General features: G+C 74.5%; 15 protein-coding genes. 6 read left to right on the forward strand and 9 right to left on the reverse strand.

The genetic code is table 11. The features are described 5' to 3' along the window. Window positions 1-21: 21 nt before the first annotated feature. The 4 genes from GA0070214_RS20190 to GA0070214_RS20205 all read right to left on the reverse strand — a co-directional run bounded on the left by GA0070214_RS20190 (window position 22) and on the right by GA0070214_RS20205 (window position 5,961). Window positions 22-1,158 (reverse strand): SigB/SigF/SigG family RNA polymerase sigma factor, encoded by a 1,137-nt coding sequence (locus GA0070214_RS20190; RefSeq protein ID WP_091266099.1) that lies wholly within the window; start codon window positions 1,156-1,158, stop codon window positions 22-24. 242 nt (window positions 1,159-1,400) lie between these two features. Next, window positions 1,401-2,813 carry a hypothetical protein gene (locus GA0070214_RS20195; RefSeq protein WP_091266103.1) on the reverse strand — a complete coding sequence of 471 codons (1,413 nt, stop codon included), beginning with the start codon at window positions 2,811-2,813 and terminating at the stop codon, window positions 1,401-1,403. 267 nt (window positions 2,814-3,080) lie between these two features. Beyond that, on the reverse strand, window positions 3,081-4,841 hold the full coding sequence (locus GA0070214_RS20200) for a thiamine pyrophosphate-binding protein (protein ID WP_091266107.1): 1,761 nt from the start codon (window positions 4,839-4,841) through the stop codon (window positions 3,081-3,083). Next, entirely contained in the window at window positions 4,834-5,961 is a 1,128-nt protein-coding gene (locus GA0070214_RS20205) for a baeRF2 domain-containing protein (RefSeq protein ID WP_091266111.1), read from the reverse strand. Before GA0070214_RS20205 ends, GA0070214_RS20200 begins: the two co-directional genes overlap by 8 nt. Before the next feature lie 140 nt (window positions 5,962-6,101). Between GA0070214_RS20205 and GA0070214_RS20210 the strand changes: the two genes are divergently transcribed. Together GA0070214_RS20210 and GA0070214_RS20215 are read left to right on the forward strand one after the other, a co-directional pair. Beyond that, a complete protein-coding gene (locus GA0070214_RS20210; RefSeq protein WP_208602847.1) occupies window positions 6,102-6,650 on the forward strand; it encodes a hypothetical protein in 549 nt (182 codons plus the stop codon). Between the two features lie 37 nt (window positions 6,651-6,687). After that, window positions 6,688-7,551 carry an alpha/beta fold hydrolase gene (locus GA0070214_RS20215; protein WP_091266115.1) on the forward strand — a complete coding sequence of 288 codons (864 nt, stop codon included), beginning with the start codon at window positions 6,688-6,690 and terminating at the stop codon, window positions 7,549-7,551. Window positions 7,552-7,561: 10 nt separating this feature from the next. Here GA0070214_RS20215 and GA0070214_RS20220 read toward each other — a convergent pair whose 3' ends face one another. Further along, complete coding sequence (locus GA0070214_RS20220; protein ID WP_091266117.1) at window positions 7,562-7,900, reverse strand: DUF3817 domain-containing protein; 339 nt, start codon at window positions 7,898-7,900, stop codon at window positions 7,562-7,564. 165 nt (window positions 7,901-8,065) lie between these two features. Here GA0070214_RS20220 and GA0070214_RS20225 point away from each other — a divergent pair, with 165 nt between their 5' ends. After that, window positions 8,066-9,544, forward strand: a complete 1,479-nt coding sequence (locus tag GA0070214_RS20225) for a glutamate-cysteine ligase family protein (protein WP_091266644.1) — start codon at window positions 8,066-8,068, stop codon at window positions 9,542-9,544. A gap of 10 nt (window positions 9,545-9,554) precedes the next feature. Here GA0070214_RS20225 and GA0070214_RS20230 read toward each other — a convergent pair whose 3' ends face one another. Continuing rightward, window positions 9,555-10,124, reverse strand: a complete 570-nt coding sequence (locus GA0070214_RS20230; protein WP_091266121.1) for a GNAT family N-acetyltransferase — start codon at window positions 10,122-10,124, stop codon at window positions 9,555-9,557. A gap of 150 nt (window positions 10,125-10,274) precedes the next feature. Between GA0070214_RS20230 and GA0070214_RS20235 the strand changes: the two genes are divergently transcribed. Both GA0070214_RS20235 and GA0070214_RS20240 read left to right on the forward strand, forming a co-directional pair. Continuing rightward, window positions 10,275-10,913 carry a calcium-binding protein gene (locus GA0070214_RS20235; protein ID WP_091266124.1) on the forward strand — a complete coding sequence of 213 codons (639 nt, stop codon included), beginning with the start codon at window positions 10,275-10,277 and terminating at the stop codon, window positions 10,911-10,913. Between the two features lie 119 nt (window positions 10,914-11,032). Beyond that, window positions 11,033-13,882, forward strand: coding sequence for an AfsR/SARP family transcriptional regulator (locus GA0070214_RS20240; RefSeq protein ID WP_091266127.1), 2,850 nt, complete (start codon window positions 11,033-11,035; stop codon window positions 13,880-13,882). Window positions 13,883-13,887: 5 nt separating this feature from the next. Here GA0070214_RS20240 and treZ read toward each other — a convergent pair whose 3' ends face one another. From treZ to glgX, 3 genes are read right to left on the reverse strand one after another with little or no spacing between them, the layout of a single operon-like run. Next, the gene (gene treZ / locus GA0070214_RS20245) at window positions 13,888-15,621 is read right to left on the reverse strand and encodes a malto-oligosyltrehalose trehalohydrolase (protein WP_091266130.1); all 1,734 of its coding nucleotides are present in this window, start codon (window positions 15,619-15,621) and stop codon (window positions 13,888-13,890) included. Beyond that, a complete protein-coding gene (gene treY, locus GA0070214_RS20250; protein WP_091266132.1) occupies window positions 15,618-17,963 on the reverse strand; it encodes a malto-oligosyltrehalose synthase in 2,346 nt (781 codons plus the stop codon). The genes treZ and treY overlap by 4 nt, the downstream gene beginning before the upstream one ends. A gap of 2 nt (window positions 17,964-17,965) precedes the next feature. After that, window positions 17,966-20,086 (reverse strand): glycogen debranching protein GlgX, encoded by a 2,121-nt coding sequence (gene glgX, locus GA0070214_RS20255; RefSeq protein ID WP_091266135.1) that lies wholly within the window; start codon window positions 20,084-20,086, stop codon window positions 17,966-17,968. Window positions 20,087-20,405: 319 nt separating this feature from the next. Between glgX and GA0070214_RS20260 the strand changes: the two genes are divergently transcribed. After that, window positions 20,406-21,803 carry a glycosyltransferase family 4 protein gene (locus tag GA0070214_RS20260; protein ID WP_091266138.1) on the forward strand — a complete coding sequence of 466 codons (1,398 nt, stop codon included), beginning with the start codon at window positions 20,406-20,408 and terminating at the stop codon, window positions 21,801-21,803. The last annotated feature ends 68 nt before the right edge of the window (window positions 21,804-21,871 follow it).

Raw genomic sequence — 21,871 nt, forward strand, 5'->3', positions numbered from 1 at the left:
GGGGCCCTTCCTCACCTTCGGTCAGTCGGCGGCGGGCGGCAGGCCGGCCGCGGCCAGCGAGCGGCGCACCGCGGGCTGCACCCGGGTCAGCCGCAGCGGCACCCCGGTGCGGGCGGCGGCGTCGCGGCCGGCCATCAGCGCGGCGATCCCGCCCGCGTCGAAGCCGCCCGCGCCCACCAGGTCGACGACCACCTCGCGGGGCTGCCCGGTGACCGCCTCCAGCATGGCCTTGCGGAGCTGGTCCGCGCCGTCGCGGTCGACCTCTCCCCCGACCTCGACGACCACCCGGTCACCGTTCTGCTTCACGGAGATCCGCGCCCGGGCCGGCTCGGACTCGGCCGCGCCGTTCTGCCACGGTGGCGGCGCGTCGGCGAGCATCGCCTGGCGCAGCCAGGTCAGCGCCCGGGAGAGCAGCCGCGACACGTGCATCTGCGAGATGCCGAACCGCGCCGCGATCTCCGCCTGGGTCTGGTTGCCGTAGAAGCGCATGGCGAGGATCCGCCGCTCGCGCCAGGGCAGCCGGTGCAGCAGGCCGCTCACCGTGACCCGGTCGTCGACGGACTCCAGGGCGTTGTCCGACTCACCCACCAGGTCGCCGAACTCGGCGGAACTCTCCCCACCGACCGGCGCGTTGAGCGAGGCCGGGCTGTAGCCGGCGGCCGACTCCAGCGCGGCGAGGATCTCCTCCTCCGGCGTCTCCAGCCGCTCGGCCAGCTCGGCCACCGTGGGCGCCCGGGACAGCTCGCTGGTCAGCGCCGCCGTCGCCTGCCCCACCTCCAGGATCAGGTCACGCAGCCGGCGCGGCACGTGCACCCCCCAGGTGCGGTCCCGGAAGTGCCGTTTGATCTCGCCGACGATGGTGATCGCCGCGTACGCGGTGAACGAGCCCCGCTCCGGGTCGTACCGGTCGACGGCGTTCACCAGGCCGAGGCGCGCCACCTGCTCCAGATCCTCGAGCGGTTCCCCGCGACCGCGGTAGCGGCGGGCCAGCCGCCCGGCGAAGGGCAGCGCGAAGCGGACCAGATCGTCCCGTGCCTCCTGCCGCCGCTCGGGTGGCAGGCCGGCGATGCGTGCCGCGTACGCGAGCGCCGCCGCGTCGAGGTCCTCCAGGCCCCGTTCGGTGGGTGGTGGTGTGGGTGTGGTGGTCTGTCCGAACATCCGCGCCTCCCTCAGGAAGGTCCCCCGCCCGGATCGGAACCGGTCGTGCGCGTGGTCGGGCCACGCACCGGGCCGGAAGTTGGGTTACGTGACGGAACGCCGGAAGCGGCGGCCGCCCGCCGCACGGCGTCGTGGGCCGTTCCGCGGCGAGCGGTGTTCCCGCTCCGTAGGTACTCAATCACGGACCGCAGGATCGCGAGGATGTTTCGCCAGGTTGGTCGGCGACCCGCCGACCACCGGCCTCAGGAGACCAGCAACCCCTGGTGGGCGCCCGCGTCGCGCAACGCGGCGAGGGCCTCGGCCATCCGCAGGGGCGGCGGCACGGGCAGGTCGTACGGCTGGTTGCGCAACACCTCCGTGGCACGCCGGGTCGGGACGGTGGTGACCGGGTAGCCGCGCGCCGAGCCCCGGTCCAGGGCGCGCCGGCGGCGCCCGAACCCGGCCACCGCGAGCCACTGGGGCAACCCCGCGAGGGCGGGCGAGCGGACCCCGGGCGGCTCCGGGAGCACGTCCACCGAGCTGAACGGCTCGCTGCCGGCGAGCCACCACTCGGCCCCCTGCACCCGGCGGCGGGTCGCGTTCTCGCACCAGTAGGGCACCAGGCCCGCCCGCAGCACCTGCCACGGGTCGAGCAGCCGGCCGCACTCGACCACCAGCCGGTCGCCGGTCTTGCCGGCCCGCCGCAGCCAGCGCCGGTACAGGTCGGCGGTGGCCCCGCTCAGCGCATCCGGCTGCGGGACGACGACGCGGTGCAGCGGGTGCCCGTGCCGGCCGCCCCACTCCCGGGCGTCGTGTTCGAAACCGGACTCCACGCCGTTCTCGGCGAACGCCGCCGGGGAGGTGACGTCCGGCGGCGCCCAGCGCGCCCCGTCCCCACCGGCCGAGCGGAGCACCTGGCGCAGCGCGTGCGCGTCCGGGTGGAAGTCGACCGGGTCGAGCCCGCTGGCCGGGCAGCCGACCTGGAAGCTGTGCCCGCTCCCCTCGTCCCGCACCGGCCAGGTGCGCGCGTCGTGCAGCAGCAGCACCGGCGCCCCGGGCTCCAGCCCCTCCGCCAGGAACCGGGCGTACGCGCCGGGCAGCGCCCGCCAGCGCACGGCGAGCGAGACGGTGGCGGCCGCCGAGGCACCCCGGCTGGCCGGGCAGTGCACCTGCCGGACGTGCACGCGTGCGTTGCCGGCGAGCAGCCGGCCGGTGAGGGCGGCGCCGTGGTCGAGCGCGGCGTCCGGGCGGTCCACCGCGCCCCGGGCCCAGTGCGCGGCCACCTCGAAACCGGCGGGCAGCCAGGGCACCCCGAGCGCCACCGCCAGGTGCGCTGCCGCGCCGTGCGGCGAGCCGAGCACCGCGCCGGGCCAGCGGCGGGTGGGGTACTGGTCGACGAACCAGCCGGCGACCCTCTCGGCGTCCACGTCGGCGACCTGGCCGGGACTGAGCGCCGCCCGCCCGGCGGCCCGCGCCGCGGCGGCCCGGCGCACCGGCTCCGGGGCCCCGGTGAAGCGCGACAGCGGCCCCGGATGGCCGAGGTCGCCGCAGTCGTCGCCGCGCAGCGCCCGGGCCGTCACCGCGACCAGGAGGCGGGCGGCGCTGCCCGCCGCCACCACCCGGTCGCCGGTCAGCCCGGCGCCGGCCGCCGCCGGCCCCACCGGCACCTTCCGCACCGGCCCCACCTTGCCTCGATCGCTCACCACGCGGCCCGGCTTCCCGTCCCTCTGGGGTCTAAACGGGGCATCCCCCCACGGGTCGGACCAATCAGCGGGCGGGCACCGGCACCGCGCGCGGCACGCACCGGCGCCGTTCCGCCGTGCCCGGCCGTCGCGGGCGGAACGGGGGCGAAAGCAGCGTGGCCCCCGCCAGCCGGGCGACCACGACGGCCGGCACCGCCCTCGACTGAGGGCGGTGCCGGCCGCACGGGTGGTTCCCGTCCGCTACACGAGGTCCTCCGCCTCCACGGCCGTCCCGGTCTCCAGCACCCGCTCCCGCACCCGCCGGGCGGCGTCCCCGTCGGCGAACAGGCCACGCAGGTCGGCCAGGGCCGGCTCGGGCGGGTCCAGCGCCACCGCCGGGTCGACCACGGCCTCGAGCACGCTGGGCCGGTCCGCCGCGAGCACCTCGTCCCAGGCCGGGCCTACCAGGTCGGGGCGGTCCACCCGCACCCCGTGCAGGCCGAGCAACCGGGCCCAGCCGGCGTACGGCACGTCGGGTCGCCGGGCGGCGAACGCGCCGGGCGGGCGGCCGTCGCCCATCCCGGACTGGTCGCGGTTGTTCAGCACCAGGACCACGAGCCGCGGATCCCGCCACTCCTGCCAGTGGTGCGCCACGGTGATCAGCTCGGCGAGCCCGTTGAGCTGCATGGCGCCGTCGCCGAGCAGCGCGACCACCGGCTCGTCGGGGCGGGCCAGCTTGGCCGCGACCGCGTACGGCAGGGCACAGCCCATCGAGCCGAGCGTGCCGCAGAGCTGGGCGCGGACGCCCGGGGGCAGTTCCAGGTGGCGGGCGTACCAGTAGATGACCGAGCCGACGTCCACCGCGACGGAGCCGCGGCGCGGCAGCCGGGCGGACAGCTCCTGGAGCACGAGCTGCGGGTTGACCGGCTCGGCCGGGGCGGCGGCCCGCTCGGCGGCGGCCGCCCGCCACCGGTCGACCGAAGTCTGCACCACGTCCCGCCACTGGGTGTTGGGCCGGTCGGGCACCCTTGCCAGCAGCGCGCGCAGCGTGTCGGCAGCATCGCCGACCAGCGGCACCTCCACGGGGTAGCGGCCGCCGATGCGCCGGCCGTCGATGTCGATCTGGATGGTGCGGACCTGGCCCGGCATCGGGAACCAGTCGGTCCACGGGTCGTTGGTGCCGACCAGCAGCAGGGTGTCGCACCCCCCCATGAGCTGGGCGGCGGCGGTCGTGCCGACCTCGCCCAGCACGCCGGTGTGGAAGGGTAGCCGCTCGTCCAGGACGGGCTTGCCCAGCAGCGAGGTGGCCACGCCCGCGCCGAGCCGGTCGGCGAGGGCGACCACCTCGTCGGCCGCGCCGTGGGCGCCCTGGCCGACCAGGATCGCCACCCGCTGGCCGACGCGGAGCAGCGAGGCGGCAGCCTCCAGGTCGGCGTCGTGCGGCAGCACCCGGGCCAGCGGCTCGCCCGGCGTCGCCGACACCACGCCGGCGGTCTGTGGCTGCAGATCGGGAACGGCGGCGAGCTGCAACGCGTGCGGCAGCACCACGCAGGTCGGGCTGCGGGTGGCCGCCGCGGTGCGGAACGCCTGGTCCAGCAGGGCCGGCACCTGGTCGGGCGTGCGGCCGTAGCGGACGAACTGGTTGCAGACGTCGCCGAAGAGCCGGCTCAGCCCGATCTCCTCGTGCGCCCCGCCGAGCGGTCCCGTGACGTCCTCGCCCACGATCGCGACCACCGGCTTGCTGTCCAGCTTGGCGTCGTAGAGGCCGTTGAGCAGATGCACCGCGGCCGGCCCCTGGGTGGCCAGGCACACCCCGATCTCGCCGGTGAACTTGGCGTGCCCGGTCGCCATGAACGCGGCGGTCTCCTCGTGCCGGGCCGGGATGAAGTCGGGGTCCCCGCCCGCCGCGTCCAGCGCGCTGACCAGGGGGGCGATCGCCGCCCCCGGGTAGCCGAACGCCCGGGGCACCCGCCAGGCCCGCAGCCGTTCGACGACCAGGTCGGCCACCGTACGGTCAGCCATTGCCGCGCCCGGGTGTGCCGGCGTCGACGTAGCGCAGGACGGCGCCGACCCCGTCGGTGAGTTCCGGCGCCTCCTCCGGCGCGAGCACGGTGAGCTCGGCGTCGGTGCCGATGAGGGCGCGCAGCAGCGCGGCGTCGGCGCGTACCTTCTGCGGGTCGGCCACGGACATGTCCCGCAGCTGCCGCGGGTCGGTGGCGATCTCGGTCGGTTCCGGTCCGACCCACAGCTCGCCGTCGGCGGACGGGTCGTCGACGATCAGCATGGTGTCGACCTGGTTGCGTTGCAGGGCGGAGACCACCGCGTCCAGGCCGGCGCCGACGTCCTCCTGCACGCCGAAGCGGTCCAGCGCGGTGGCGATCCGCTGGTCGGCGACCTCGGCGATGGTCTGCACGGTGATGTCGTCCATGAGGGTGTCGTCGGCGCCGATGGGGTCGCGGGCGCCGGCGTCGGTGCGCACGAGCACGTCCTGCCAGCGCTCCGGCAGCTGGGCCGCGATCATTCCGGTGGCCCGGATGTCCCCGGCCACCACCACCACGTCCGCGCCGACCCGGTCGGCCAGCTCGGCGGTGGCCGCGGCGGCGTCACCGGCGTTGTGGTGCCACGCCTCCATGGCGGCCCGCTGGTAGCGGGACTGCGACCAGCCGCCCGGCTGCACCCGCCGCAGCTGCCAGCTCTCCCGCCCCTTGATGGTGGCCCGGCGGGGCACCCCGCCGGCGCTGACCGCGACGGCGTCCGCGCCGGTGCGGTCGGCCAGCACCCGCACCCAGGCGATCTGCTCGCCGCGCTGGGCGACCAGCGGCATGGTGTGCGGCAGCACGGACCAGGTGGCCAGGTCCCGCAGTGGCGGCGCGGAGAGGTACTCGGTGAGCACCACCCTGCCCCGGTTGGCGAAGACCGCGATGCCGTAGTCGCCGGGCATCGGGTCGTGCCGGCGGACCACCTCCTCGACCGCCTCGACGGTCGCCTGGTCGGCGCCCTGCCCGATCAGGTCCCCCTTGAGCGCGCGCCAGCGCAGGTCGACCTGCGGGCGTGCGTCGTGGGTGTCCCGGGAGGCGTCCAGGTAGACCGAGCACCAGGGCCCGGGACGGTCGTAGAGCGGGCGCAGGAAGGACAGCTGCATGCTCGACCCCTTTCCAGCTCGGCCGCACGCATACCCGCGCGGCCCGGGATGTCACCTTCGGGCGGGGTCCGTGACCGGCGTTCATTCACGTCGTTCAACCCGGGGGATCGATACCATGAGTGAACACAACGGGACTCTCGGTGGTGAACATGAACACGGAGCTGCACATCCGCCGCGCCGTCCACCCGACGGAACGGATCGTCACCGGCCGGCTGGTCCGTCTCCTGGAGGGCTACGCCCGCGAGGTGCGGGTGGGCCAGCCGGTGCTGGTCGGGGTGCTGACCGCGGCGGGCGTGGTGGGGCTGCTGCTGCGGGTGGTCCGGGCGCTGCTCAGCAGCGGCGGCGGGGGCGCGCGGCGCAGCTTCAAGGAGTTGAAGAAGGGACCGGAGTTCCTGGTCACCCCGGTCCGGGTGCGCGACGCCGCCGACCGGCTCGTGGAGGTCGAGCTGCACGGCCACCTGCCGCAGAGTGCCCTGCACCCCGGCGACCACGTGCAGCTGACCCTGCGTCCGCAGCGCGACCCCGAGCTGCCGCCCAAGATCGAGCGCATCGTCAACCTGACCACCGGCCAGTTGCTGACGCCGCGCACCGCGACGGTCTGGTCGCACCTGGGGCCGGCGCTGCTGCTCCAGGCGGTGCTCGGCGTGCTGCTGGTGGCCGGCCTCGCCGCCTGCTCGGCGCTCGGCTGAGGTTTCCGCGCGCCCCGGCCGGGGCACCGGCTCGCTCATGTTTCCCGGTTTCACCCTGGAGCAGATCGACGTCGGCCCGGTCCGCCTACGGGTCCGGCACGGCGGGTCCGGACCCCCGGTGGTGCTGCTGCACGGGCACCCGCGCACCCACGCCACCTGGCACCGGGTCGCCCCGCTGCTGGTCGCCGCCGGGCACACCGTCATCTGCCCGGACCTGCGCGGGTACGGCGGCTCGTCGAAACCGCCGAGCGACCCCGCGCACACGGTCTACTCGAAGCGGGCGATGGCCGGCGACGTGGTGGCGCTGCTCGACGCGCTCGGGCATCCCCGCGCAGCGGTCGTCGGCCACGACCGGGGCTGCTACGTGGCGATGCGGACCGCGCTGGACCACCCGGACCGGGTGACCCGGCTCGGCGTGCTGGACGGGGTGCCGATCGGCGAGGCGCTGGCCCGCTGCGACGCCCGGTTCGCGGCCCGCTGGTGGCACTGGTTCTTCCTGGGCCAGCTCGCCAAGCCTGCCGAGCGGGTGATCAACGCCGACCCGGACGCCTGGTACGGCGGCTCACCGGAGGCGATGGGCGCGGCGGCGTACGCCGACTACCGCCGGGCCATCCACGACCCGGCCACCGTGCACGCCATGTGTGAGGACTACCGGGCGGGGCTCGGCCCGGACCGGGCGGCGGACGATGCGGACCGGGCCGCCGGCCGGCGGATCGGCTGCCCGGTGCTCTTCGCCTGGTCCGAGCGCGACGACATGGTCGACCTGTACGGCGACCCGGCGGCGATCTGGCGGGACTGGGCCGACGACGTGCGCGCGGCGTCGATCCCGTCCGGGCACCACATGGCCGAGGAGGCCCCGGCGGAGCTGGCCGCCCTGCTCGCCGACTTCCTGGCCGCGTGAGCCGCGGCGGTCAGCCGACCGGGGTGAGCGGGCGCTCGGTGGCGGCCGGGGTGGCGAGGAGGCCGCGGCGGCGGGCCCAGCGCTCGAAGAGCACCGTGGCGAACGGCGGCACGGCGCAGGCCAGCGCGATCCCGGTGTGCCACAGCGACCAGCGCCGCCGGCGGGCCACCACGAGCACGAGCAGCCCGTACGCCACGAAGAGCGCGCCGTGCACCGGGCCGAACACGTGCACGCCGACCTCGTTGCGCGGCGGCCCGTACTTGACGGCCATGCCGGCCAGCAGGGCGGCCCACGAGCAGGCCTCGGCGATCGCCGCCGCCACGAACAGCCGGATGGTCATCTCGCGCATCGGGCCATGCTAGCCAGCCGGGCCGGCAGGACCGGCCCCCGACACTGTGCGACGCGACAGGGATCACCGGCGCGGCAGCTGGGTAGTAATGGGTCCCCCGGGCTCTTTCCCGCCGCCGCCGTGGCGTGCGAGGTTAGAGGGACCAACGGTGACAGGGTGGTGACCATGGGCGAGGACGTCGGCGTTCGCACCTTCAGCCGGGAGGACCGGGCCCGCTACCGCGACAAGGTGCGGCGTTGCCTGGACGTGTTCGCCGAGATGCTGCGCGAGTCCCGCTTCGACGTGGAGCGGCCGATGACCGGCCTGGAGATCGAGCTGAACCTGGTCGACGAGGCCTCCGAGCCGGCCATGCGCAACGCCGACGTGCTGGAGGCGATCGCGGATCCCAGCTTCCAGACCGAGCTGGGCCAGTTCAACGTGGAGATCAACGTCGCGCCGCGCCGGCTGACCGGCACCGGCACGGCCCAATTCGAGGAGCATGTCCGGGCGAGCCTCAACGCCGCCGAGGAGAAGGCCCGCGCGGTCGGCGCCCACATGGTGATGATCGGCATCCTGCCGACCCTGCGCCCGGAGCACCTGACCGCCGAGACCCTCTCGGCCAACCCCCGCTACGCCCTGCTCAACGAGCAGATCTTCGCGGCCCGCGGCGAGGACCTGCGGATCTCGATCAGCGGGGTGGAGCGGCTGGCCACCACGGCGGACACCATCACCCCGGAGGCCGCCTGCACGAGCACCCAGTTCCACCTGCAGGTCAGCCCGGCCCAGTTCGCCGACTACTGGAACGCCGCCCAGGCGATCGCCGGCGTCCAGGTCGCGCTCGGCGCGAACTCGCCGCTGCTGTTCGGCCGGGAGTTGTGGCGGGAGACCCGGGTGCCGCTGTTCCAGCAGGCCACCGACACGCGCGCCGAGGAGATCAAGGCCCAGGGGGTACGCCCGCGGGTGTGGTTCGGGGAACGCTGGATCACCAGCGTGTTCGACCTCTTCGAGGAGAACGTGCGCTACTTCCCGGCGCTGCTGCCGGTGTGCGACCCCGAGGACCCGGCGGAGACCCTGGCCGGCGGTGGGGTGCCGAAGCTCGCCGAGCTGCGGCTGCACAACGGCACGATCTACCGGTGGAACCGCCCGGTCTACGACGTGCTGAAGGGGCGCCCGCACCTGCGGGTGGAGAACCGCGTGCTGCCCGCCGGGCCGACCGTGCTGGACACCGTCGCCAACGGCGCCTTCTACTTCGGCCTGGTCCGCGCCCTCGCCGAGTCCGACCGGCCACTCTGGTCGCAGATGTCGTTCAGCGCGGCCGAGGAGAACTTCACCAACTGTTCCCGGCACGGCATCGACGCGCAGGTGTTCTGGCCGGGGCTCGGCTACCTGCCGGTGACCGAGCTGGTGCTGCGCCGCCTGCTGCCGCTGGCCCACCACGGGCTGGACCGGTGGGGGCTCGACCCGGCCGAGCGGGACCGGCTGCTCGGCATCATCGAGCAGCGCTGCCTGACCGGGCGCAACGGCGCGACCTGGCAGGTGGAGACGCTGCACCGGCTGGAGTCCGCCGACCACCTTGATCGGCCGGAGGCGCTGCGCGAGGTGGTCCGCCACTACGTCGACCTCATGCACAGCAACCGCCCCGTGCACGAGTGGCCGATCCCCTGACCGCCCTCGGTCAGAACGGAGACGGGTCGTCGCGCAGCCGGCTGTAGAGCCAGCCGTCGCGCCAGGCGCCGGCCCGGAACTCGCAGGCGCGGACGACCCCTTCCAGTTGGAAGCCGGCCTTTTCCAGCGACCGCTGCTCGGCGACGTTCTCCGCGTGGGTGCCGGCCTGGATCCGCTGCGCCGGGGTGTGCGCGAAGAGGTAGTCGCAGAGCAGCGCCTGGGCCCGCCAGCCGATGCCGCGGCCGCGCCACTCGGGCAGCAGGGCGATGCCGATCTCCCAGTAGGGAGCGCGTCCGCCGTAGATGCCCCACTGGTAGCTCACGAGCCCGGCTGCGGCCTCCTCGGGCTCGACCTGGACGATGAGCCGGCCGTCCCGCTCGCCCAGGTAGCCGTCCTCGGCGTGCCGGCGGGCGGGCCCGCCCGGATCCCGAAAGCCGGCCCAGTCCAGCCCGATCAGGCCCGGCTCGGTGAGGAAGCGGCGGAACATGGCCAGGTCCGGCTCGGCCACCGGACGTAGCCGGATCGTGCCGCCGCCCGCCTCGTGCGCGATGCCCGCGAGCCTCGGTCCGGCCTCGTCCATGCCCGGAAGGCTAGCGGCCGGCGTCCCGCGTCGCTGCCCCATGAGCGCACGCCGGGTAGGGCACCGTCGAAGGCTCAACGTTTGCTGCACGTCCGTTCCACGCCGGGTGGCGACGCTTCTCGCACATCCAAGCAGCAAGGGAGAAGCGTCATGACACACCGTTTCCTCGCCACATCGGGTACCGGTCGCCGGGCCCTCTCGGTGGTCGGGGCACTCGTCCTGGCCACCGCGGGGCTGGCCGGCGCGACCGCCGCGCCGGCGTCCGCGGCCGTCGTGGTGGTCCCCGCCGACTGCGGCCCGTACTCCGGGGCGCCGGTGCCGGCCGGATACGCCACGCAGTTCGTTCCCGCCGGCGGGCTCTACACCAGCACCAACAACAATGGCCCGGAGTTCATCATCGGCACGACCGGTCGCGACGTCATCGTCGGAAGCGTCGACGACGACGTCATCTGCGGACTCGACGGGAACGACGACATCCAGGCCAACAGCGGCGACGACATCGTCTACGGCGGGGCGGTCGGCGACAGCATCTGGGGCGACCTGGGTAACGACAACCTCCACGGTGACGGCGGCGCCGACACCATCCACGGGGACCGTTTCATCGGGCCCAGCGCCCTGGACGGCAACGACCGCGTGGACGGCGGGAGCAACGACGATCACCTCTTCGGCGACCAGGGCAGGGACACCCTGGTCGGCGGCCCCGGCCTCAATGACGACGGTGACGGCGGCCCGGACCTCGTGTTCGACGACTGCCGGCCCACCGTCGACAACCCCACCAACTGCCCCTGATTCGATCGCCACGGCGGTCCGCGGATCGGACACTGCACCCGCGGGCCGCCGCGGCGCCGCCTGTCGGATCCTCGTCACGCCGCGCCGGCCACTGTCGACGGCGGCTAGCGTGACAGTCCGTGGCGGTGGAGTTCCGGGTACTCGGCGACCTGGACGTCCGGATCGACGGCCGGGCGGTCGGGATCGGTCACGCCCGTCAGCAGTGCGTCCTCGCCGCCCTGCTGGTCGAGCCCCACCGTGCGGTCGCGACCGGACAGCTCATCAGCCGGGTCTGGGGCGACGAGGTTCCGGACGGAGCCGCGGTCACCCTGCGCGGCTACCTGTCCCGGCTCCGCCAGGCGCTGGCCGGCGCGGAGGACGTCCGCATCGTCCGGCGCCATCCCGGCTACCTGCTCGCCGTCGACCCGGACCGCGTCGACCTGCACCGATTCCGCGAGCTGACGGAGAAGGCCCGGCGCACCGACGACGACGCGACCGCGATCAGCTGCCTGGAGCAGGCGCTGGGGCTCTGGCGCGGCGAAGCGTTCGACGGGCTGGCCACACCGTGGTTGGTGGCCTACCGGCAGACCCTCGACCGGCAGCGACTCGCGGCCGCGCTGGACCGCAACGACCTGGCCCTGCGCCACGGCCAGCACGGGCGCCTGCTCCCCGACGTCCTGGCGCTGAGCAGCCGGTACCCGTGGGACGAGCGCCTCGCGGCGCAGGCGATGCTCGCCCTGTACCGGTGCGGGCGGCAGGCCGACGCGCTCGAGCAGTTCCACCAGATGCGCCGCCGGCTGGCTGCCGAGGTCGGCACGGATCCCAGCCCGCCCCTGGCACTGCTCTACCAGCAGATCCTCACCGCCGACCCGGTGCTCGCGGCGCCGGACATCCCCGTGGCGGGCGGCACCGAACCGGCCGCGGCTACCGGCCCGCCGCCTGGCCGGCCCAGCGCGGCACAGCATGCGGGCACGGTGCCCCGGCAGCTACCGGCATCGCCCGGGGTCTTCGCCGGCCGGACCGCCCAGCTCGCGCGCCTCGACGAACAACTCGGCGACGCGGCGCACCCGGACGGCGGGTCACCGGTGGTGATCTCGTCCATCGGTGGCGGCGGCGGGGTCGGCAAGACCTGGCTCGCCCTGCGGTGGGCGCACGCCAACGCCGACCGCTTTCCCGACGGGCAGCTCTACGCCAACCTGCGCGGCTTCGACCCGACCGCCCACCCCGTGGAATGGCCGGCGGTGGTGCGCGGCTTCCTCGAAGCGCTCGGTGTCGAACCGGCACGCGTCCCGGCCGAGCCGGAGGCCCAGGCGTCGCTGTACCGCACGCTCGTCGCCGGCCGCCGGATGCTCGTCGTCCTCGACGACGCCCGCGACGCCGCCACCGTGATCCCGCTGCTGCCCGGCACCCCCACGAGCGCGGTCCTGGTGACCAGCCGCCGGCAGCTGGCCAGCCTCGTCACCACCCACGGCGCACGACCGCTGCCGCTGGACGTGCTGCCCGACGGCGAGGCACACGAGCTGATCGTCCGGCAGGTGGGTGCCGCGCGGGTGGCGGGGCAGCCGGACGCCGTCGCCGACATCCTGCGGTTCTGCGGCGGCCTGCCGCTGGCTCTCGGGATCGTGGCGGCCCGCGCCACGCTCCGCCCCGACCTCGCCCTGTCCTCGATCGCGGCGGAGCTGACCACCGGAGCCAGCCCGCTGGACGTCCTCGACGGCGACGAGGTGACGACGAACCTGCGGGTGGTGCTGTCCAGCTCGGTGCGGGCGCTGACACCCGCGGCGGCGGAGGTCTTCACGCTGCTCGGCCTGGCACCGGGCCCCGACATCAGCCGCGCCGCGGCGGCCAGCCTGACCGCCCGTACCCCCGACGAGCTGGGCCCGCTGCTGCGCGAACTCGCCGACGCACACCTCGTTCAGGAGCACCTCGCGGGCCGGTACCGCATGCACGACCTGGTCCGGGTGTTCGCGGTCGAGCGGGCAGCCGGGGACCCGGCCGGTGCCCGGTCCGCGCTGTGCCGGCTGGTCGATCACCACCTGCACACCGCTCATGCGGCCGCGCTGCTGCTGTCCCCGCAGCGCGATCCGCTGACCCTGACCCCCGCGTCATCCGGAGTCACCGCCGAGCCGCTCGGCGACCTCGAGGCGGCGCTGGCCTGGTTCACCCGCGAGCATCAGGTGCTCCTGGCGACCATCGAATACGCCGGCGACAACGGTCTCGACGCCCCGGCCGGGCAGCTCTCGTGGACCCTGGCCACCTACTTCGACCGGCAGGGCCACTGGCACGACTGGGCCACGGTGGCCCGCAGGGCGGTCGAGTCGACCCGGCGGCTGGATGACCGCTCGGCGCAGGCCCAGGCCCATCGGCTCCTGGCCGGGGCCTGCTCCAACCTCGGCCGGTACGAGGAGGCGCAGTCCAACCTGCTCGCGGCGCGGGACCTGTTCGCCGCGCTCGGTGACGACGAGGGGCGGGCGCACACCCACTTCGACCTCAGCATGCTCCACGACCGGCAGCGGCGGCCCCGCCAGGCCCTGCCGCACGCACGGCAGAGTCTCGCCCTCTACGAACGGGTCGGGAGCCCGCTCAAGCAGGCGGTCGCGCTCAACGCGATCGGCTGGTACCACTCCCAGATGGGCGAGCACCAGGAGGCGATCACCTACTGCCGGCGGGCGCTGGCCCTCTCGCAGCAGGTCGGCAGCGCGTACGGGCAGGCGAACACCTGGGACAGCATCGGCTTCGCCCACCACCACCTCGGCGAGTACGAGCAGGCCGTCGGCTGCTACCAGCAGGCGCTCACCCTCTTCGCCGAGATGGGTGACCGGCATGCCGAAGGCATCGTGCTGGATCATCTCGGTGACACGTGGGCCGCTGCGGGCCGACCGGCCGCCGCCCGGGACGCCTGGCAGCGTTCACTCGCGCTGTTCGAGGAGCTCGGCCACGCCGATTCCGACTCGGTACGGCACAAGCTGACCGCGTGCCCGGACCGATGAGGCGGTCAGAGCGCGACGATCGCGGCGGACTCGGGCGGCAGCTCGATCCCGTCGCGCATCACGGTGACCCCCTCGGAGGTGGCGAGCAGCACCCGGCGCACCACGCCCGGCAGGTTGATCCGCTGGGGCTTGCCGGCCAGGTTCGCCACCACGAGGCAGCCGCCGCGCCGCATCAGCAGGAACTGGTCGCCGTGGCGGACGTCGACGTGGTGGAGGCGGGGGTCGGAGAGGTCGGGACGGCGCTTGCGCAGCGCGATGAGCCGCCGGTAGAAGTCGTACATTTCCCGGTGCTCCGGCTTGTCCAGCTCGGCCCAGTCGAGCCGGGACCGCACGAAGGTCTGCGGGTCCTGCGGGTCGGGCACGTCACCCGGCGGCCAGCCGTGCGCGGCGAACTCCCGCCGGCGCCCGGCCGCCACGGCGGTGGCCAGCTCCGGCTCGGGGTGGCTGGTGAAGAACTGCCACGGCGTGCTGGCCGCCCACTCCTCCCCCATGAACAGCATCGGGGTGAAGGGCGCGGTCATCAGGAGGGTGGCGCCGACGCGCTGCAGCCCGGCGGAGAGGGTCTGGGAGATCCGGTCGCCGGTGGCCCGGTTGCCGATCTGGTCGTGGTTCTGCAGGTACGCCACGAACCGGTGCCCGGGCGTGCGCTGCCGGTCGACGGGCCGGCCGTGGCTGCGGTTGCGGAAGCTGGACCAGGTGCCGGCGTGGAAGAACGCGCCGGTCAGCACGTCGGTGAGGCATTCGAGGGAGCCGAAGTCGCCGTAGTAGCCCTGCCGTTCCCCGGTGAGCAGGGTGTGCAGCGCGTGGTGGGCGTCGTCGTTCCACTGGGCGTGCAGCCCGTAGCCGCCGCCCTCCCGCGGGGTGATCAGCTTCGGGTCGTTGAGGTCGCTCTCGGCGATCAGCGACAGCGGCCGGCCCAGGTGGGTGGAGAGGGCCTCCACCTCGGTCGCCAGCTCCTCGAGGAGGTGGGTGGCCCGCGAATCGGGCATGGCGTGCACGGCGTCCAGCCGCAGCCCGTCGACGTGGTAGTCGCGCAGCCACATGAGCACGCTGTCGGCGATGTAGCGGCGCACCCCGTCGGAGTGCGGCCCGTCCAGGTTGACCGTGCGGCCCCAGGTGTTGCTCTGCTCGGTGAGGTACGGCGCGAAGCGCGGCGCGTAGGCCCCGGAGGGCCCGAAATGGTTGTAGACGACGTCGAGGATCACCCCCAGCCCCTTCGCGTGCGCCGCGTCGACGAAGCGCTTGAGCCCGTCCGGCCCGCCGTAGGGCTCGTGCGGCGCATACCAGCAGACGCCGTCGTAGCCCCAGTTGTGCTCGCCGTTGAAGGCGTTGACCGGCAGCAGCTCGACGAGGTCGACGCCGAGGTCGACCAGGTGGTCGAGGCGGCCGATCGCCGCGTCGAAGGTGCCCTCGGGAGTGAAGGTGCCGATGTGCAGCTCGTAGAGGACGCTGCCGGGCAGCTGCCGGCCGGTCCAGCCCTGGTCGGTCCAGCCGAACGCCGCGTGGTCGTAGCGGCGGCTCGGCCCGTGGACGCCCTGCGGCTGCCAGGCCGACCGGGGGTCGGGCAGCGCCTGGTCGTCGTCGTCCAGCAGGAAGGCGTAGTCGGTGCCCGGCCCGGCGCCGGGCACCTCGACCCGCCACCAGCCGCGCGGCCCGGGACGCATGTCGTGGTCGGCCACGCCGGGCAGCCGCAGCCGCACCCGGGCGGCTGCGGGCGCCCACACCGTGAACTCGGTCATGCGGCAGCCTCCACGGAGTCGGTGGGAGCGAGGAGGGCGACGGGATAGGTGCTCAGCAGATCGTGCATCAGCAGCTCAGACCCACTGTAGACCCGACCGGTGAACACGTCGGTAACACTGTTGCCGGAAATCGCGAGCGTCGTGTCGCGCCAGCCGCCGTCGCGGGCCAGGCGCAGCGGCAGGCGGGTGGCCACCGCCACGGCGCCGCCCCGGTCGAAGGCCACGGCGTGCGCGCCGGCCGGCCCGTGCGCCGGCACCGGCCGGTAGCCGGTGAACAGCTCCGGGTGGGACCGGCGCAGCCGCAGGGTCCGCGAGACCACGAGCAGCTTGGCCGCGCCGTCGGCGGCCACCGCCGGCTGCCAGCCGGCGTCGAGCCGGGCCAGCAGCTCCCGGCGTACGGCGAAGTCGACCGGGCGGCGGTTGTCGGGATCGACCAGGGAGTTCTCCCACAGCTCGGTGCCCTGGTAGGTGTCCGGCACCCCGGGCATGGCGAGCTGGACCAGCTTCTGCCCGAGCGAGTTGGACCAGCCGGCCGGGGTGATCTCGCCGGCGAACGCGGTGAGCTGGGCGTGCAGTTCCGGGTCGTCGTACATCCGGTCGACCAGGGCGTGCAGCTCGTGCTCGAACGCCGGGTCGGGGTCGGCCCAGCTGGTCGACACGGACGCCTCCCGGGCGGCCTTCTCCGCGTACCCGTGCAGGCGCTCGCGCTCGACGGGCCAGGCCCCGACGGCCGTCTGCCACAGCAGGTGGGCGAGGGCGGGGTCGGCCAGCGGGGCCCGGGACATCCAGTCGGTGACCCGCTCGGCCCAGCGCCCGGGCAGCTCGGACAGGACCGCGAGCCGGGCCCGGACGTCCTCGCCGCGCTTGGTGTCGTGGGTGGAGAGCGCGGTCATGCTCGCCGGCCACCGCACCTGGCGGGCGGCGGCGAAGCGGTGGAACTCCGCCGGCGGCACGCCGAAGTGGGCGGGGCTGCCGCCGACCTCGTTGAGGGCGACGAACCGGCTCCACCGGTAGTAGGCGGTGTCCTCCACCCCCTTGGCCATGACCGCGCCGGACAGCTGCGGGAAGCGGGCGGCCAGCTCGTGGTCGGGGTCGCGGAGCCGGGCGGTGACCGCGTCCAGCACGGTGGTCAGGTCGGGTCGGCGGCGGCCCGCCTCGGCGCGGGCGGCAGCCAGGTGCCGGGCGCCCTCCGGCGGGTAGCCGCGGTAGACCGGGAAGCAGGCGGCCAGCTCGGCGAGGGCCGCCCGGGCCTGCTCGGCGGGCAGCTCGGGGACGAGGGCGGCCAGCCGGCTCAGCTCGGCGGCGAGCAGCCGGGTGGCGGCCGCCAGCTTGGTGTCGTGGGTGAGGTCCTGCCACGAGGTGTGCCGGCCGGTGAGCCGGCCGTCCAGCGCCGTGAAGTCCGCCTCGGCGTCCGGGTCGACGAAGAGCCCGCCCGCCGCGGCCAGGGCGTCGTAGCCGGTGGTGCCGTCGACCGGCCAGTCGGGCAGCTCCTCGCCGTACTCCAGGATCTTCTCCACGACCAGCCACGCGCCGGGCGCGGCGGCGCGCAGCCGGGCCAGGTAGCCGGCAGGGTCGCGCAGCCCGTCCGGGTGGTCGACCCGGATGCCGTCGAGGTCGCCGGCGGCGGCCCAGCGCAGGATCTCGGCGTGGGTGGCGCGGAAGACCTCCGGGTCCTCCACCCGCAGTCCGGCCAGGTCGGACACGGCGAAGAACCGGCGGTACGTCAGCTCGCTGTCGCCGCGCCGCCAGTCGACCAGCTCGTAGTGCTGCCGGTCGTGCACGGCGCGCGGGGTCCCGTCGCCGGTGCCGTCGGCGATCGGGAAGCGGTGCTCGTGGTAGCGCAGCTCGCCGTCGACCACCTTGAGGTCGTCGAGCGCGTCCGGGGTGTCGGCGAGCACCGGCAGCAGCAGCCGGCCGCGGTCCCAGTCGATGTCGAACCAGTCCGCGTAGGCCGAGGCCCGGCCCCGGCGCAGCACGTCCCACCAGGCCGGGTTGGCCGCCGGCCGGGCCACCCCGGCGTGGTTGGGCACGATGTCCACGACCAGGCCGAGCCCGGCCGCACGGAGCGCCCGGACGAGGCGCTGCCGGCCGCCCTCGCCGCCGAGCTCCGGGTTGACGGCGCGGTGGTCGACCACGTCGTAGCCGTGCTGCGAGCCGGGGGTGGCGGTGAGCAGGGGCGCGCTGTAGAGGTGGGTGACGCCGAGGTCGGCCAGGTAGCCGGCGAGGCCGGCGGTGGCGTCGAGGTCGAAGCCGGGGCGCACCTGGACGCGGTAGGTCGACCCCACCCGCGCCGTCGTCGCCGTCGTCGCCGTCGTGTCGTCGGGGTGGGGGGTGTCGGGCATGGTCAGGCCGTCCTCTCCAGGACCAGCAGCGAGCGGTCGGGGACGCAGACGCTTCCGCCTGCCTCGACCGCGAGGGTCTTCTCCGGATCCGGGTCCGCGGTGCTGATGACCAGCTCCCACCGCTGCCCGAACTCGACCGGTGGCAGGGTGAAGTCCAGCGGGGCGTCGTGCGCGTTGAACAGCAGCAGGAAGGAGTCGTCCCGGTGGCGCTGGCCGTACTGGCCGCGTTCGGGGATGCCGTCGCCGTTGACGAACAGGGCCACCGAGCGGCCGAAGTCGTTGCCCCAGTCCTCGCCGCTCATCTCCCGGCCGTCGGGCGTGTACCAGGCCAGGTCGGGCAGGGCGGTGCCGGCGGCCCGGCCGCCGACCGGCAGGCCGGTGAAGAACCGCCGGCGGCGGAACACCTGGTGCCGGTTGCGGAACTCGGTGAGCCGCCGGACGAAGGCGAGGAGGTCCTCGTCGGCCCGCGTCCAGTCGACCCAGGCCAGCTCGCTGTCCTGGCAGTAGGCGTTGTTGTTGCCGCGCTGGGTGCGGCCCAGCTCGTCGCCGTGGCCGAGCATCGGCACGCCCTGGGAGAGGATGAGGGTGGCCAGGAAGTTGCGCCGCTGCCGGGCGCGCAGGGTGCGCACGCCGGGGTCGTCGGTCTCCCCCTCGACGCCGCAGTTCCAGGAGCGGTTGTGGCTCTCCCCGTCCCGGTTCTCCTCGCCGTTGGCCTCGTTGTGCTTGTCGTTGTAGGAGACCAGGTCGTTGAGCGTGAACCCGTCGTGGCAGGTGACGAAGTTGATGCTGTGGAACGGGCGGCGCCCGTCGTCCTGGTAGAGGTCGGCGGAGCCGGAGATCCGGGAGGCGAACTCGGCAAGGGTGTTCGGCTCGCCGCGCCAGAAGTCCCGCACGGTGTCCCGGTACTTGCCGTTCCACTCGGTCCACTGCGGCGGGAAGTTGCCCACCTGGTAGCCGCCCGGGCCGACGTCCCACGGCTCGGCGATCAGCTTGACCCGGCCGACCACCGGGTCCTGCTGCACCACCTCGAAGAAGGTGGAGAGGCGGTCCACCTCGTAGAACTCCCGGGCCAGGGTGGCCGCCAGGTCGAAGCGGAAGCCGTCGACGTGCATCTCGGTCACCCAGTAGCGCAACGAGTCCATGATCAGCTGGAGCGAGTGCGGGCTGCGCACGTTGAGGCTGTTGCCGGTGCCCGTGTAGTCGACGAAGTACCGGCGATCCTCCTCCGAGAGCCGGTAGTAGCTCGGGGTGTCGATGCCCTTGAAGCTCAGCGACGGCCCGAGGTGGTTCCCCTCGGCGGTGTGGTTGTAGACCACGTCGAGGATGACCTCGATGCCGGCCGCGTGCAGCGCCTTGACCATGCCGCGGAACTCCTGCACCTGCTGGCCGAGCCGGCCGAGCGCCGAGTAGCCGTGGTGCGGCGCGAAGAAGCCGATGGTGTTGTAGCCCCAGTAGTTGCGCAGCCCGAGGTCGGCCAGCCGGTGGTCGTGCACGAACTCGTGCACCGGCATCAGCTCGACCGCGGTCACCCCGAGCCGCTGAAAGTAGTCGATCATCACGGGCGAGGCGATCGCCGCGTACGTGCCGCGCAGCTCCTCGGGGATGTCCGGGTGGCGCATGGTCAGGCCGCGCACGTGGGCCTCGTAGATCACCGAGTGGTGGTAAGGCGTGCGCGGCGGCCGGTCGTTGCCCCAGTCGAAGTACGGGTTCACCACCACCGACTTCGGCATGAAGGGGGCCGAGTCGGTCTCGTTGCGCCGGTCCGGGTCGCCGCCCACCTCGTAGTCGTAGACGGCCGGGTCCCAGGTGATCTCGCCGTCGACCGCCTTGGCGTACGGGTCCAGGAGCAGCTTGTGCGGGTTGCACCGCAGCCCGTTGGCCGGGTCCCACGGCCCGTGCACCCGGTAGCCGTACCGCTGGCCGGGCTCGACGCCCGGCAGGTAGGCGTGCCAGACGTAGGCGTCGACCTCGCGCAGCTCGACCCGGCGCTCGGCGCCGGTGTCCCACTCGTCGAACAGGCAGAGCTCGATCCTCTCCGCCACCTCCGAGAAGATCGCGAAGTTGGTTCCCATCCCGTCGTAGGTGGCACCGAGGGGGTAGCTCTCGCCCGGCCAGACCTGCATGTCGCTCCTTCGGCCCTGATCATGAGCGCACCGGACGGGCGGGCCGCCGGTGCGCACGCCGCTAATGCCCCGCCGCACGCTCCGCCAATCCACCCGTTCGGACGGTAACCGAAATCCGCCCACCTGGGACCGGCTGGACCTTCAGGTGTCTTCCGTCACGATCGCCCATTTCGAGGTGCGGGTTCACGCGGGATGGCTTTTCCTGGACAACGGACGTGCGCGCCCGCGCGGGTCCACCCCGGCCGTTCGGCCGACCCACCACGCTCCCCACGCCGCCACTGACGTCGGCGCGTACCAGCATGCATGGACGGAGATCGATGTGACCACCCTGCGGGTCGGCGCGCAGCCCGCCACCGCGACGGACCGGACCCACCGGCCCACCCTCACCTCCCGCCCCACCATCCCGCCGCAGCCCGGCGTGCCGCCCCGCACCCGGCGCATCCTCATGCTGTCGTGGGAGTACCCGCCGGTGCTCGTCGGTGGCCTCGGCCGCCACGTGCACGCGCTCTCCGTCGCCCTGGCCGCCGCCGGCCACGAGGTCACCGTCGTCACCCGGCACGCCGAGGGCGCGCCCCTGGAGGAGTACGCCGACGGCGTGCGGATCGTCCGCGCCGCCGAGGACCCGGTCACCTTCCCACTCGCCACCGACTCGCTGCTGGCCTGGACCATGGCCTTCAACCACACCCTCACCCGGGCCGCCCTGCGCGCCGCCGAGGCCGGCGCGTACGACGTCATCCACGCCCACGACTGGCTGGTCGCGCACACCGCCATGACCCTGCGCGAGCACCTCGACGTGCCGCTGGTCAGCACCATCCACGCCACCGAGGCGGGCCGGCACCAGGGCTGGCTGCCCGAGGAGATGAACCGCACCATCCACGGCGTCGAGCACTGGCTGGCCACCGAGTCGGGCCGGGTCATCGTCTGCTCCGGCTACATGCGCGACGAGGTGGGCGCGCTGTTCGGGGTGGACCCCGCCCGGGTCGACGTGGTCCCCAACGGGGTGGAGCCGCACCGCTGGCGGGTGCCCGGCTCGGCGGTCGCCGCCGCCCGGGCCCGGTTCGCCGGGGACGGGCCGCTGGTCACCTTCGCCGGCCGGCTCGTCTACGAGAAGGGCGTGCAGCACCTGCTCGCCGGGCTCCCCCGGCTGCGCGACCGGCACCCCGGGCTGCGCGCCGTGATCGTCGGCGACGGGCCCTACCGGGCGACCCTGGAGGCCGAGGTGCACCGGCTCGGACTCGGCGGCACGGTGAGCATGCCGGGCTTCCTCGGCGGCACCGACCTGCCCGCCGTGATGGCCGCCTCGGACTGCTTCGCGGTGCCCAGCATCTACGAGCCGTTCGGCATGGTGGCCCTGGAGGGCGCGGCCGCCGGCGCGCCGCTCGCCGTGGCTCGCACCGGCGGGCTGGCCGAGATCGTCGAGCCGGGCGTGACCGGGCTGACCTTCGCCCCACATGACCCGGACGGGCTCGCCGAGGCGGTGCACACGCTGCTGTCCGACCGGGACCGGGCGCGGCTGCTCGCCCGGCGCGCGCGCACCATGGTCCACGAGCAGTACGGCTGGTCGGCCATCGCGTCCCGCACCGCCGCCGCGTACGCCGCGGCCATCGCCGGCGACCCGGCGTTCACGGCCGCCCGCGCCGAGCAGCGGATGACCGCGGGCCGGACCCTGCCCGCTCTGCCCGAGGGCAACCTTCTGGCCGCCGCCGGCCTCCGCTGACCCCGCCGGCCTGCCGGGCCGGGATGATCGGCTCCAGCTCGCCGAGGTGGCGGTGTCCGACACGATCG

The organism is Micromonospora chaiyaphumensis (genome assembly GCF_900091435.1).
Classification (GTDB): domain Bacteria; phylum Actinomycetota; class Actinomycetes; order Mycobacteriales; family Micromonosporaceae; genus Micromonospora; species Micromonospora chaiyaphumensis.